The sequence below is a fragment of the Mesorhizobium sp. WSM1386 genome, assembly GCF_055901595.1.
Genome location: NZ_CM148373.1, coordinates 3,407,644 through 3,419,488 on the forward strand (window position 1 = coordinate 3,407,644; position 11,845 = coordinate 3,419,488).

The following is an 11,845-nucleotide window of genomic DNA, read 5'->3' on the forward strand; positions in this document are numbered from 1 at the left end:
TTAGGCCTCGCGCTTCGCCCATTCCAGGACATGCAGTCTCAGCGCCGAGGACAGGTTGGTGTCGCGCGGTCGCGTCTCGTCGACTTCGGCGACGAGAGCGGCGAGCGTCAGCTTCCTGGCCGCGGCGATGGCGACGAGGTCGTCATAGAAGGGCTTTTCGAGGGAATAGCTGGTGCGATGGCCGCGAATGGTCACGGAGCGCTTTTCGACGACGCTCACGGCCGGACGCTCATCGGTCATCCCTGTCGGACGGCTCGAGGCGATGGCCGGCGACGAATTTATCGGCCTTGTCGGCGATCAGCCGGTCGCGCTGCTTGTCCGCCTTGGAACGGCCGTGCAGCGCCCGATTCTGCTCAGCGACGCGAACCTTCTCGTCCCGCGCCCTCTGCTTGCGAGCCTGGCGGAGGTTGACGATGTCGGCCATGGCGCGAACCGTGGGCTTATTTCTTGCGGAAAGCGTCGAGCGAAACCACTTCGGCGCCCTTGGTGGCGGCGTCGGCCGCGGCCGGCTTCTTCTCCGGATCGGCGGCCGCCTTCTTCTCGGCTTTGGTCTTTTTCTCGGAGACGATGGTCAGCGGTTCGGGCGTGGCCTGGTCTTCCGGTTCCTCGGTCGCCGCCCCTTCGGTCTTGACGTCGAATTCGAGCTCGAAGTTGACCGATGGATCGTAGAAGCCGCGCACGGCGGAGAACGGGATTTCGAGTTTCTCCGGAACATCGGAGAAGGACAGGCCAACCTCGAAACCTGTGTCGGTCACCTTCAGGTCCCAATACTGGAACTGGATGACGATGGTCATCTGCTCGGGATAGCGCTCGCGCAGGCGCGACGATACGCGTACGCCGGGCGCGCCGGTCAGGAAGGTGATGAAGAAATGATGGTTGCCGGGGAGGCCGGTGCGCGCGACCTCGGCCAGGACCTTGCGCATGACGCCGCGCAACGCCTCCTGGGCCAGAATGTCGTAGCGGATATGGTCGTCGGCCATGTGGTGGTCGGGTTCCGTTGAATCGTCCGCATAGCTGTAATCAAGCTTGAGCGCGGCGTAAACCGCATATAGACCGCCGCCGCGTCTAAGCGAGGACTATTGCCAACGATTTGATCGGCAAGCCGGCTCTTCGCGGCAATCGCAAAATGTCAGGCGTTAGCCAGCGCAGTGTGCTTCTTGACGCCGGTCGGGGAAGGGCGCTTGCCGAAAGCGCGCAGGAAGGTGCGCACGCCATTCGTCGCCGATTGCACGACCTCGTCTTCGCCCGGCGTGCCGCCAAGCATGAACGTCGTCTGCAGTTCGGCGTTGACGAGGCCAAGGAACTGGCGCGCCGCCACGTCGGGATCCTCGATCGTGAGGTATCCGCCATAGGCGAGGCGGGCGAAGCGGGCGGCAATCGCCGGCCATGTCCTGCCCGGTCCCTGTTCGCGCCACTCGGCGAAAAGTTCCGGGTAGCGCTCGCCTTCGGTCTGGATCAGCTTGCGCAGGAATTTTCCGTCGCGGTTGCAGATGCAATTCTGGTTCAGGCGCACGGCAAAGCCGATCAGGTCCGCTTCGAGATCGCCGGGCTGGTCGGGAAAGGTGGCAATGGTGGCAAAGATGCCGGCGTTACAGCGCTCGGTGAGGTCGCGCACCACCGCCATGAACAGCTTTTCCTTGTCGCCATGGTGATTGTAGACGGTTTGCCGCGACACGCCGGCCTCGGCGGAGATCAGGTCGATATTGGCGCCTGCGAAACCCTCGCGGCAAAACACGCCCGCAGCGGCATCGACGATCGATATGCGCTTGGCCTCATGGCCGCGTGGCGGGAAAGTGTCAGGAGAAACGCCCAGTCTCATGAAAATCTATATAGAGGTGATTGACGATTTAGACAAGAGTGTCTAAATTTGTGGACACGATACAAAGGGATTTCACTCCTGGGGGGCGAAGAAATTCGCTCTTGGAGAGTCGGAATCTCACGGGATGGAACGTCCTAGGGTTAGACGTCGCCCAGCGGCGGCAACCAGATTCGAAAGAAGCCAATATCATGAGTCCCAAATTCCTCCGCATCGCGGTCGTGCTTGGCCTGTTGTCCGCCATCGGCCCGTTCGCGATCGACATGTATCTTCCGGCCCTGCCGTCGATCGGCGAGGATTTGCATGCCGGCACGGCTGCCGTGCAGATGAGCCTGCTGATCTTCTTCCTGTCGATGGGCTTCGGCCAGATCGTCGTCGGGCCGATCTCCGACATGGTCGGCCGCAAGCTGCCGCTCTATGGCGGCCTTGCGCTGTTCATGGTCGGTGGTATCGGCTCGGCCATGGCGCCGACCATCGAGTGGCTGATCGCCTTCCGCTTCCTGCAAGGGCTTGGCGCCAGCGCCGGCATGGCCGTGCCGCGCGCCATCGTGCGCGACCTGCACACCGGCAATGAGGCCGCCAAGCTGATGTCGCTGTTGATGCTGGTGTTTTCGGTGTCGCCGATCCTGGCGCCGCTGACCGGCAGCCAGATCATCGAGAGTTTCGGCTGGCGCGCCGTATTCTGGACGGTAACCGGCGCGGCAGTCCTTGCCACGATCCTGCTCGCGACCTCGCTCAAGGAGACGCGGCCGGCGGAGGAACGCGTTGGTTCCTCCTTCGGAACCGCGCTTGCCGGCTACCGCTTCCTGATGGGTGACCGCAACTTCCTTGGCCTGGTGGCGATCGCCGGCTTCGGCATTGCGAGCTTCTTCGTCTATCTGTCGAGCTCGTCCTTCATCCTGATCGACCATTACGGGCTGTCGCCTTCGGTCTACAGTGTGTTCTTCTCGATCAACGCGGTGGCCTTCATCGGCATGTCGCAGCTGACGGGATTGCTGGCCGAGCGGTTCGGGCTGCGGCGCGTGGTGCGTGTCGCGGTGACCGGCTATGCGACGACGATGGTGGTGCTGTTCGCGGTGATGGCGACGGGCATCGACCGGCTCGACGTGATGGCGGCACTGCTGTTCGTCGGTTACGGCTTCCTCGGCCTGGTCATCCCGACCACGTCGGTGCTGGCCATGGAAGAGCATGGCGAGATCGCGGGCACGGCGTCGGCTCTGATGGGCACGCTGCACTTTGCCATCGGCGCGCTCGCCATGGGCGTCGCCGGCGTGTTCTTCGACGGCACGCCGCTGCCGATGGTCGCCGGCATCACGCTGTGTGCTGTGATTTCCTTCACGCTGGCCAAGGTCACGCTCGGCCGATCGCGCGAGGCGGTCGAAGCGCCGGCCGAATAGGCAGGCGCAAGCAGCTGAAAAGGCCGGGTTTTCCCGGCCTTTTTTCATACCAATCCTGTCTCGGCCAATACGAAGCGCAGCCGCGCTTCGACCGGCGCCAGGGGCAGCGGAACCAGTTCATAACCCAATTCCCCGTAGACGCCGACCAGCGCATGATAGGTGCGCTCGGCCTCATCGAACGTCTGCTTGCGCTCTTGATCCTGCGCGAAGATTTCCGGCCAAGGCGGAGCGAGGAAGACGCGTGGATTGTAGCGGACGTGCTTGGCGGCGGCGCTGACGTGCTCTGGCACCGGCAAGCCGCTCAGCCGGAGATAGCCAAGCGTGTCGGGTACGCCGCGATCGAAGAACACTGGCCCCTTCCGTTCGATCGCGTGCCGATATGAGCACATCTCCCATGACAGCATCAGTTCGGCGAACAGGGCGCGATCGTGCCAGGGCAGGGCGGATCCACCGATGGCCGATTGGTCGCGGATGACGCCACGCCCGGCCTCGACCGATGTCGCGTAGCCTGCCTGGCGCAAGGCTTCGATCAGCGTGGTCTTGCCGGAACCGGGACCGCCGGTCAGCACGAAGAATCGATCGGAATCGTCCTGCATTTTTTGACCTTGGAAAGGAGACACGCAACGCGGCGGCTTCGCGGCCGCAAATCGAGCGAAGGACCGGGCAGCGAAGCTGCCGTTGCACATCTCGGATGTCGAGAGAGGGGCCGATGTCAAAGAGGGGGAGAAGTGGAGGTTTCTGTTGCCAGGTACCTCCGAACCCCGCCTAGAAGTGCGAACCCCTAGGGCTTGATTTGAAGCTATCGCACTGCATTAAGCAGCGAGACGTGCTTCCGCATAGTTGTCGTTGGCAACTATAAGTTTAGCCCGATGACGGTGGTACAATGCCGGGCAAAAGTACGATCTTTACACCTTCGTCGATCCTATTTCGCCCCCAGCAAAAACCGCTCTGTCCTTAACAGCGGCTTTTGGTGGAGGCGCCGGGTACCGCCCCCGGGTCCGAACGGCTTATTTCATCGCCCATTTATCGCCATAGTCGGTCAAGCCGACAAACCGAATATAGGGGGCTGACGCCAGAAATGAAAGGGCGCAATGGTGCTTTGTCGCTCATGTCAAATCGCCACGCCTTAGGGTTGACTTGGACACGGTCTCAACCGAAGCTTTGCCGCGGTGAGGAGTTATCGACCGAGCGCACCAGTTGCGAAGCGCGCCACAGCCCTCATCGATCGGATCGGTGGCGCCGACGAGGGGAATTTTGATGGCCGACTATCTTGCGGATGTGAAGAAGTATGACGCCGGTGCCAGTGCCGAAGCGGTCGAAAAGATCGTCAAGCACCTCGGCATCGCGCTGAGAAACCGCGATTCCTCGCTGGTGTCCTGTACGGACCCGAAGGAACTCGAACGCGTCCGGGAGAGCTGGGCGGCCAAGAAACTCGGCGTCAGCGATGCCGCCAAAGCCGACGCCGCGATCCAGAAGACCTGCACGGCAATGCAGGCGGACAACACCAAGAGCCGCGTGACCTTCTATTATCTGGTGGCCAAGGATCTGGGCAAGCTCGGCTCGCTCTGACGATCGCACCAACTGGCTGACGCGGGGCTGGGCAGTCGGTTCAGGTTGACCTTCACTTCACCAGGCGTCAGCGCCGCCCCTCATCTGGCTGCCGCCACCTTCTCCCCGTATAGTGACGGGGAGAAGGGCGCTGTCTTTGACATTTTCGCCAATCTCGAGCGTTGCAAGTAGGGCGCCAGCGTTGCGGCCAGCACCTTTCTCCCCGTCACTATACGGGGAGAAATGCCCGGTAGGGCAATGAGGGGCGGCGCAAACGCTGGGGAAGAATGGTGGTGCAAGCAACGCTTGCAGCGTTTTAATGTGTTCGACCGCCTGCCCGGCAGCTATAATGCCTGCACTCTCGAATCGAGCCGGAACCGATGCGCCAGTATCTCGACCTCTTGCAGCATGTGCTGGAAAACGGCGCCGACCGCGGCGACCGCACGGGCACCGGCACGCGTTCCGTCTTCGGCTACCAGATGCGTTTCGATCTGGCGCGCGGCTTCCCGGTCACCACCACCAAGAAGCTGCACCTGAAGTCGATCATCCATGAACTGCTGTGGTTCCTGGCCGGCGACACCAATATCAAATACCTGACTGACAACGGCGTTTCCATCTGGGACGAATGGGCCGACGAGAATGGCGACCTCGGTCCGGTCTATGGCAAGCAATGGCGCTCCTGGCCGGACGGCCATGGCGGCTCGATCGACCAGATCGCGAATCTTTTGAAGGAGATACGCCGCAATCCTCAATCGCGGCGGCTGATCGTCTCAGCCTGGAATCCGGCCGAGGTGGAAGCCATGGCGCTGCCGCCGTGCCACTGCCTGTTCCAGTTCTACGTGTCGGAGGGACGGCTTTCCTGCCAACTCTATCAGCGCTCCGCCGATATCTTCCTCGGTGTTCCCTTCAACATCGCGTCCTACGCCTTGCTGACGCTGATGGTGGCGCAGGTGACCGGGCTGAAGCCGGGCGATTTCGTCCACACGCTGGGTGACGCGCATCTCTACTCCAACCATTTCGAGCAGGCGCGCGAGCAGTTGCGGCGCACGCCGAGGGCGCTGCCGACGATGTGGATCAACCCAGAGGTGAAGGACCTGTTCGCCTTCCGCTTCGAGGATTTTCGGCTGGAAAACTACGTCGCCGACGCGTCGATCAAGGCGCCGATCGCGGTCTGAACCGCGGCTTCAATCTACTCCGATCATCACGTCCGAGGCCTTGACCACGGCGTAGGCCTGCCTGCCTTTTTCGAGCTTCAGGTCGGCAACGGCCTCGTTGGTGATCGAGGCGGTGACGATGGCGCCGCCGCCAATCAATCGGTGCCGCAAAGGGGTTTCACAAGCTGCTGGGCCTTCCCTTGTTATATTCATGCGGATATATCGGTTGGCAGGCATCGAGCCGCACGGATTTCAAACCAGGGAGAGTTTCGATGAAGCGCAAAGGTCTCGGGTTGAGGGTGATCGCCATTGGCGGTTTTGCGGCGGCGTTGATGGCGGCGGTGCCGGTGGCGTACGCGGAAGACAAGGTCGTGGTGTTTGCGGCCGCCAGCCTCAAGGACGCGCTCGACGCGGTGAACAAGGCCTGCGAAGCCGATGTCGGCGAGGCCGCGACCGTCTCTTATGCCGCAAGCTCGGCGCTGGCCAAGCAGATCGAGAGCGGGGCGCCGGCAGATGTCTTCATCTCGGCCGACCTCGATTGGATGAAATATCTCTCCGACAAGAAGCTGATCAAGCCCGACACCGAAGTGAAGCTGCTCGGCAACGAGATCGTGCTGGTGGCGCCGAAAGATTCGACTGCTAAAGCAAAGATCGAGAAGGGGTTTGACCTCGCCAGGCTGGTGGGCGACGGCAAGCTCGCCATGGGTGACGTCAAGGCAGTGCCGGCCGGCAAATATGGCAAGGCGGCACTGGAATCGCTCGGCGTCTGGTCTTCGGTCGAAGGCAAAGTGGCGCAGGCCGAGAATGTGCGTGCGGCGCTGAAGCTGGTTTCGACCGGCGAAGCGGCTTTCGGCATCGTCTATGCCACCGACGCGCATGCCGAAAAGGGCGTCAAGGTGGTCGGCACCTTCCCGGAGGATTCGCATCCGCCGATCGTCTATCCGGTTGCCCAGACCGCCGATTCGAAGGACAAGGATACGATGGCCTTCCTGAAGTGCCTGCAATCCGCCAAGGCCGGCGCGCTCTTCAAGGAGCAGGGCTTTACCGTGCTCACGCCGAGCAACTGACTCTGAAAAGGCCCTGATATCGCAATATGAACTGGCTGCTGGACCTCACTCCCGACGAATGGAATGCGGTCCGGCTGTCGATCAAGGTGGCGACGGTGGCGATGCTCGCCAGCCTCCCGCCCGGCATATTGATCGCGTTTGTGCTTGCGCGGGGAAAATTCTGGGGCAAGACGCTGCTCAACGGGCTGGTGCACCTGCCGCTGATCCTGCCGCCAGTGGTGACCGGTTATCTGCTGCTGCTGACTTTCGGCAAACGCGGGCCGGCCGGCGCCTTCCTGGCCGAGCATTTCGGCATTGTTTTCTCCTTCCGCTGGACGGGTGCGGCTCTTGCCTGCGGCGTCATGGGCTTTCCCCTGATGGTGCGGGCGATCCGACTGTCGATCGAAGCGGTGGACCGCAGAATCGAGGCGGCGGCGGGAACGCTCGGCGCCAATCCTCTGTGGGTGTTCGCCACCATCACGCTGCCGCTGATCCTGCCCGGGCTGATCGCCGGCGCGATCCTCTCCTTCGCCAAGGCGATGGGCGAGTTCGGCGCGACGATCACCTTCGTCTCCAACATCCCCAACGAGACGCAGACGCTGCCGTCGGCGATCTACACCTTCACCCAGGTGCCCGGTGGCGATGAAGGGGCACTGCGGCTGACGCTGATCTCGATCGTCATCTCGATGGCGGCGCTCGTCGCCTCGGAAGTGCTGGCGCGGCGCGTCGGGCGGCGGATGGATATCGAATGAGCGTCCTCGTCGACATCGGCCACCGGCTTGGCGATTTCGCCATCGACGCCCGCTTCGAGAGCGCCGGGCGGCTGACGGCACTGTTCGGCCCGTCCGGTTCGGGCAAGACGACGCTGATCAATATGATCGCCGGGCTGATCCGGCCCGGCAAGGGGCGCATCGAGGTCGACGGCCGCGTGCTGGTCGACACGAATGCCGGCATTTTCGTGCCGAGGCACAGGCGCCGCATCGGCATGGTGTTCCAGGATGCGCGGCTGTTTCCGCATATGAGCGTGGGCGGCAATCTGCGTTATGGCCGCTGGTTCACGCCGGCCGGGGAGCGCTATGCCGACATGGACGCGGTTGTCGACCTGCTCGGCATCGCTCCGCTTCTGGACAGGCGGCCGGCAAAGCTGTCGGGCGGCGAGAGACAGCGCGTGGCGATCGGCCGGGCGCTGCTGGCCAGCCCCAGGCTGCTGCTCATGGATGAGCCGCTGGCCTCGCTGGACGAGGCGCGCAAGGCCGATATCCTGCCCTATATCGAACGGCTGCGCGACGAGACGAAGATCCCGATCGTCTATGTCAGCCATTCGATCGCCGAAGTGGCGCGGCTGGCCAGCGATGTGGTGACGATGGCGCAAGGCAAGGTCGTTGCCAGCGGCCCGACCGAGGCCGTCATGCAAAGGCTCGACCTGCTGCCGGCGGAAGAGCGCGGCGAGGGCGGCGCCGTGCTCGACACGAAGGTGCTGCGCCATGACGAGGCTTTCGGCATGACCGTGCTCGGCTCGGCCGCCGGCGAGATCCGCGTGCCGCGATTGGCCGTGAGGGCGGGAGCGCCGGTGCGCATCCGCATCCGCGCCCGCGACGTCATGATCGCCACCGAGCAACCCAAGGGCCTTAGCGCGCTCAACATCCTGCCCGGAACGATCGTGGCGATCAGCCCGGGCGAGGGGCCCGCGGTCGAGGTCGGTATCGACTGCAATGGCGCAACGGTGCTTGCCCGCATCACCGAGCAGTCGCGGCAGGCGCTGAAGCTGCGGCTGGGCGGCAACGTTTTCGCGGTGGTCAAGACGGTGAGCTTCGATCGGGCCAACACCAGCGCCGGTTTGCCGTTCGAGGTCGATGGCTGACAGGCGCCGCCATTGGCGCTATGTTGATTTGGAATAACGGTATCGCCAAGGCTGCTTTGACGTCGAGGCAACTTTGATAGCAAGGCTGGGTGATTGCGGAGGAGCAAAGATGCCGTCGTTGAGCTTGCGGATAAATCTCGATCCGGACGGGCGAATTGGGCCGGGCAAGATCGAGCTGCTGGAGCAGATCGCCTCCTTCGGCTCGATTTCGGCCGCCGCGCGCGGCATGGAGATGTCCTACAAGCATGCTTGGGACCTGGTCGAGGACATGAACCGCGTGTTCGGCAAGCCGCTGGTTTCGGCACAGACCGGCGGCCGCAAGGGCGGCGGCGCGCAACTGACGGCGGTCGGCCTGGCGGTGGTCAGCCGCTTCCGCGCCATCGAGCGCGCAGCGGCCGCGGCGGCAGCGACGCATATGGAGGCATTGCAGGCGGAGATCGATGCGGGGTAGGGCAGTAGGGCAGTAATTCGTAGCTGTTTTTTCCAGCACAAAAAATCCTTCACCTACTGCCCTACTGCCCTACTGCCTTATTGCCTTCCTATTCGCCTGGCTTGCGCAGCAGATACGTATCCATGATCCAGCCCTTTTTCCGGCGGGCTTCCTCGCGGGTCTGTTCGATCCTGGCGCCGACATCGCGGAGGCGGCCTGAAATGAGGATCTCGTCCGGCGTGCCGAGATAGGCGCCCCAATGGATGGTGACATCCTGGTCGGTCAGCGTGTTGAAGGCGCATTTGCCGTCCAGCATGACGACGGTGCTGCCGGCATTGCCGGCCAGGCCCTCTTCGGTAAGCCTGCGGCCGGTGGTGACCAGGATGGAATCGCCAATGCGGTTCAGCGCCATCTTGTGGCTGGCCGCCAGCGCCTGGATGGCGGTGATGCCGGGGATGACCTCCAGTTCGAAGGCGACATTGCCCCTCAGCCGCACGCGCTCGAGAATGCGCAAGGCGCTATCGTAGAGCGACGGATCGCCCCAGATCAGGAAGGCGCCGCAGCCGCCTTCGGCGATCTCGTCACGGATCAGGGCTTCGTAGATGGCGGCGATGGCTTCGTGCCAGTCGTCGACGGTCGAGCGGTAGGAGGGCGCAGGCTCGGCGCGCACCGGCACGTCGAACTCGACGCGGCGCGATTTCGGATTGGTGACGAAGCGGTCGCAGATCCCGCGCCGCAGGTCGGCGAGTTCGTTTTTCTTCGCGCCCTTGTCGGGAATAAACAGGACGTCCGCCCTGTTCAAGCCGGTTATGGCCTGCACAGTCATGTGGTCGGGATTGCCGGCGCCGATGCCGATGACGAGAAGCGTGCGCATGAAGCGAACTCCTGCCCGATCGGAGCCTGTTAGTCCAGACACCGTGGCGCGGTCATGGGATATGGAAGGGCTTTGAAACGCCACGTTGAAACGGCTAGGGTCATCGCGACATTCTCGCCGAGGGAGCTTTCATGTTGCGATATATGCTGAGCGCGGTGCTGGCCTTCTCGACCGTGCCCGCATTCGCCAATGATTCCGTCGCCGAACTCGGCACCGGCGGCCTGATCCTGTCGCGCAGCGACGCCGTGGCGATGCAAAGCGAGGATCTCTTCATCTCGCCCGAAAAGGTGACGGTCGACTACGTCTTCCACAACAACACCGACAAGGATGTCGATGCGATCGTCGCCTTCCCGATGCCCGACATTTCCGGCAATCCCGAAGAGATGCCGGCCATTCCCGAGAACCAGAGCGACAACTTCCTCGGCTTCGAGGTGACGATCGACGGTGTCGCGGCAAAGCCGCAGCTCGAGCAGAAGGTGTTCGCGCTCGGCATCGACATCAGCGCCGATTTGAAGGCGCAGAATGTGCCGTTCAATCCGTTCGGCGACGCGGCCAAGGCGGCCCTGGCGAAGCTGCCGCAAGCGGTGGCCGACGATTGGGTCAATCGCGGCATCATCATCGAGGACACCGCCGATGACGGGAGCGGTATGAAGTCCAGTTATGCGCCGTTCTGGCAGCTGCGCTCGACCTATTGGTGGCGCTCGACGTTTCCCGCCAACAAGGACGTTCATGTCGCGCACCGCTACAAGCCGAGCGTCGGCGGCACCTCTTCGGTCAGTTTTTTCAACGAGGGCCAGTTCCAGGGCGCATATGCGGCCTACAAGACCCGCTACTGCATGGACGACACGTTCGAGAAAGCGGTGCGGAAAGCCGCGAAGGACAGCCCCGACGGCTACCCGAGATATTATGAAAGCCGCATCGCCTATATCCTGACCACGGGCGGCAACTGGGCGGCGGGCACCATCGGCAAGTTCAAACTGACCATCGACAAAGGCAACCCGAAGGCGCTGGTCTCGTTCTGCGGCGACAATGTCAAAAAGGTTGGGCCGACGAGCTTCGAGATGACCGCTGACGATTTCTATCCCGAGCGCGACATCGACATCCTCCTGCTCGAACCGTCGGACAGCAGCGGCGGGGACGCGAACTGATGCATGTCGCGATCTACGTTGCCATCGCCGAGAATGGCGTGATCGGCCGGAATGGCGGGCTGCCCTGGCGGCTCTCCACCGATCTCAAGCGGTTCAAGGCCGACACGATGGGCAAGCCCATCATCATGGGCCGCAAGACCTTTGAAGGCATCGGCCGGCCCCTGCCGGGCAGGCTGAACATCGTCGTCACGCGTGACAAGGCCTGGCGCGCCGAGGGCGTCGAGGTGGCGCATACGCTGGAAGCCGCGATCCAGCTGGCGAATGTGCGCGGACGCTGCATGACCGGCGTGGACGAGGTCTGCGTCATCGGCGGCGGCGAGATCTATGCCCAGGCACTGCCACTGGCCGACCGGCTGCACGTCACCCATGTTCTGGCCACGGTCGATGGCGACGCGCATTTTCCGCCGATCGACCCGAAATCCTGGCGTATGGTGAGTGCGCAGGAGGTTCCCGCCGGGGAAAAGGACAGCCACGCGACGCGCTATTCGGTTTACGAGCGCCGCCGCGAGATACATTGATAGACAAAAAGGGCATTGAAAGACGACAAAGGGTCGCGACGGGTCCAAATCGG

15 protein-coding genes, 1 other RNA gene and 1 pseudogene are annotated in these 11,845 nt (G+C 63.0%); 9 read left to right on the forward strand and 8 right to left on the reverse strand.

The window, feature by feature from the left end; genetic code table 11:
* The 4 genes from AC0NIH_RS16710 to AC0NIH_RS16725 all read right to left on the reverse strand — a co-directional run bounded on the left by AC0NIH_RS16710 (position 1) and on the right by AC0NIH_RS16725 (position 1,819).
* Complete coding sequence (locus tag AC0NIH_RS16710; protein WP_473462010.1) at positions 1–219, reverse strand: ribbon-helix-helix domain-containing protein; 219 nt, start codon at positions 217–219, stop codon at positions 1–3.
* Positions 220–229: 10 nt separating this feature from the next.
* The gene (locus AC0NIH_RS16715; protein ID WP_473462009.1) at positions 230–424 is read right to left on the reverse strand and encodes a DUF4169 family protein; all 195 of its coding nucleotides are present in this window, start codon (positions 422–424) and stop codon (positions 230–232) included.
* A 16-nt stretch (positions 425–440) separates the two neighbouring features.
* Positions 441–980 carry an SspB family protein gene (locus AC0NIH_RS16720; protein WP_473462006.1) on the reverse strand — a complete coding sequence of 180 codons (540 nt, stop codon included), beginning with the start codon at positions 978–980 and terminating at the stop codon, positions 441–443.
* Between the two features lie 149 nt (positions 981–1,129).
* Complete coding sequence (locus AC0NIH_RS16725) at positions 1,130–1,819, reverse strand: TetR/AcrR family transcriptional regulator C-terminal domain-containing protein (RefSeq protein ID WP_473462004.1); 690 nt, start codon at positions 1,817–1,819, stop codon at positions 1,130–1,132.
* Between the two features lie 188 nt (positions 1,820–2,007).
* On the opposite strand from AC0NIH_RS16725, the gene AC0NIH_RS16730 reads away from it, so the two are divergent.
* Positions 2,008–3,213 (forward strand): multidrug effflux MFS transporter, encoded by a 1,206-nt coding sequence (locus AC0NIH_RS16730; RefSeq protein WP_473462001.1) that lies wholly within the window; start codon positions 2,008–2,010, stop codon positions 3,211–3,213.
* Positions 3,214–3,257: 44 nt separating this feature from the next.
* On the opposite strand, the gene AC0NIH_RS16735 is transcribed toward AC0NIH_RS16730, so the two are convergent.
* The gene (locus AC0NIH_RS16735; protein WP_473462000.1) at positions 3,258–3,809 is read right to left on the reverse strand and encodes an AAA family ATPase; all 552 of its coding nucleotides are present in this window, start codon (positions 3,807–3,809) and stop codon (positions 3,258–3,260) included.
* A 131-nt stretch (positions 3,810–3,940) separates the two neighbouring features.
* Positions 3,941–4,301: a transfer-messenger RNA gene (gene ssrA / locus AC0NIH_RS16740) on the reverse strand.
* A gap of 169 nt (positions 4,302–4,470) precedes the next feature.
* On the opposite strand from ssrA, the gene AC0NIH_RS16745 reads away from it, so the two are divergent.
* Together AC0NIH_RS16745 and AC0NIH_RS16750 are read left to right on the forward strand one after the other, a co-directional pair.
* Entirely contained in the window at positions 4,471–4,782 is a 312-nt protein-coding gene (locus tag AC0NIH_RS16745) for a DUF2853 family protein (RefSeq protein ID WP_023765070.1), read from the forward strand.
* A gap of 359 nt (positions 4,783–5,141) precedes the next feature.
* Positions 5,142–5,936, forward strand: a complete 795-nt coding sequence (locus AC0NIH_RS16750) for a thymidylate synthase (RefSeq protein ID WP_473461998.1) — start codon at positions 5,142–5,144, stop codon at positions 5,934–5,936.
* A gap of 9 nt (positions 5,937–5,945) precedes the next feature.
* Here AC0NIH_RS16750 and AC0NIH_RS16755 read toward each other — a convergent pair.
* Positions 5,946–6,071: pseudogene (locus AC0NIH_RS16755) on the reverse strand (TOBE domain-containing protein); the annotation flags it as partial.
* 116 nt (positions 6,072–6,187) lie between these two features.
* On the opposite strand from AC0NIH_RS16755, the gene modA reads away from it, so the two are divergent.
* The 4 genes from modA (at position 6,188) to AC0NIH_RS16775 (ending at position 9,273) form a co-directional block, all read left to right on the forward strand.
* Positions 6,188–6,982 carry a molybdate ABC transporter substrate-binding protein gene (modA, locus tag AC0NIH_RS16760; RefSeq protein WP_473461995.1) on the forward strand — a complete coding sequence of 265 codons (795 nt, stop codon included), beginning with the start codon at positions 6,188–6,190 and terminating at the stop codon, positions 6,980–6,982.
* 26 nt (positions 6,983–7,008) lie between these two features.
* On the forward strand, positions 7,009–7,713 hold the full coding sequence (gene modB, locus AC0NIH_RS16765; RefSeq protein ID WP_287272342.1) for a molybdate ABC transporter permease subunit: 705 nt from the start codon (positions 7,009–7,011) through the stop codon (positions 7,711–7,713).
* A complete protein-coding gene (modC, locus tag AC0NIH_RS16770; RefSeq protein WP_473461993.1) occupies positions 7,710–8,822 on the forward strand; it encodes a molybdenum ABC transporter ATP-binding protein in 1,113 nt (370 codons plus the stop codon). Before modB ends, modC begins: the two co-directional genes overlap by 4 nt.
* Positions 8,823–8,931: 109 nt before the next feature.
* The gene (locus AC0NIH_RS16775) at positions 8,932–9,273 is read left to right on the forward strand and encodes a winged helix-turn-helix domain-containing protein (protein WP_023765062.1); all 342 of its coding nucleotides are present in this window, start codon (positions 8,932–8,934) and stop codon (positions 9,271–9,273) included.
* 88 nt (positions 9,274–9,361) lie between these two features.
* Here AC0NIH_RS16775 and cobF read toward each other — a convergent pair whose 3' ends face one another.
* Positions 9,362–10,126 carry a precorrin-6A synthase (deacetylating) gene (gene cobF, locus AC0NIH_RS16780; RefSeq protein ID WP_023779118.1) on the reverse strand — a complete coding sequence of 255 codons (765 nt, stop codon included), beginning with the start codon at positions 10,124–10,126 and terminating at the stop codon, positions 9,362–9,364.
* A gap of 131 nt (positions 10,127–10,257) precedes the next feature.
* Between cobF and AC0NIH_RS16785 the strand changes: the two genes are divergently transcribed.
* Positions 10,258–11,274 (forward strand): DUF4424 domain-containing protein, encoded by a 1,017-nt coding sequence (locus AC0NIH_RS16785; protein WP_473461991.1) that lies wholly within the window; start codon positions 10,258–10,260, stop codon positions 11,272–11,274.
* Positions 11,274–11,792, forward strand: a complete 519-nt coding sequence (locus tag AC0NIH_RS16790) for a dihydrofolate reductase (protein ID WP_023779120.1) — start codon at positions 11,274–11,276, stop codon at positions 11,790–11,792. The genes AC0NIH_RS16785 and AC0NIH_RS16790 overlap by 1 nt, the downstream gene beginning before the upstream one ends.
* Positions 11,793–11,845: the final 53 nt, after the last annotated feature.

Coding starts and splice junctions, on each gene's coding strand:
- AC0NIH_RS16745 (WP_023765070.1), top strand. CDS start 4,471: ATGGCCGACTATCTTGCGGATGTGAAGAAGTATGACGCCGGTGCCAGT.
- AC0NIH_RS16750 (WP_473461998.1), top strand. CDS start 5,142: ATGCGCCAGTATCTCGACCTCTTGCAGCATGTGCTGGAAAACGGCGCC.
- AC0NIH_RS16720 (WP_473462006.1), bottom strand. CDS start 980: ATGGCCGACGACCATATCCGCTACGACATTCTGGCCCAGGAGGCGTTG.
- AC0NIH_RS16730 (WP_473462001.1), top strand. CDS start 2,008: ATGAGTCCCAAATTCCTCCGCATCGCGGTCGTGCTTGGCCTGTTGTCC.
- AC0NIH_RS16785 (WP_473461991.1), top strand. CDS start 10,258: ATGTTGCGATATATGCTGAGCGCGGTGCTGGCCTTCTCGACCGTGCCC.
- modC (WP_473461993.1), top strand. CDS start 7,710: ATGAGCGTCCTCGTCGACATCGGCCACCGGCTTGGCGATTTCGCCATC.
- AC0NIH_RS16775 (WP_023765062.1), top strand. CDS start 8,932: ATGCCGTCGTTGAGCTTGCGGATAAATCTCGATCCGGACGGGCGAATT.
- modB (WP_287272342.1), top strand. CDS start 7,009: ATGAACTGGCTGCTGGACCTCACTCCCGACGAATGGAATGCGGTCCGG.
- AC0NIH_RS16715 (WP_473462009.1), bottom strand. CDS start 424: ATGGCCGACATCGTCAACCTCCGCCAGGCTCGCAAGCAGAGGGCGCGG.
- AC0NIH_RS16725 (WP_473462004.1), bottom strand. CDS start 1,819: ATGAGACTGGGCGTTTCTCCTGACACTTTCCCGCCACGCGGCCATGAG.
- modA (WP_473461995.1), top strand. CDS start 6,188: ATGAAGCGCAAAGGTCTCGGGTTGAGGGTGATCGCCATTGGCGGTTTT.
- AC0NIH_RS16735 (WP_473462000.1), bottom strand. CDS start 3,809: ATGCAGGACGATTCCGATCGATTCTTCGTGCTGACCGGCGGTCCCGGT.
- AC0NIH_RS16790 (WP_023779120.1), top strand. CDS start 11,274: ATGCATGTCGCGATCTACGTTGCCATCGCCGAGAATGGCGTGATCGGC.
- cobF (WP_023779118.1), bottom strand. CDS start 10,126: ATGCGCACGCTTCTCGTCATCGGCATCGGCGCCGGCAATCCCGACCAC.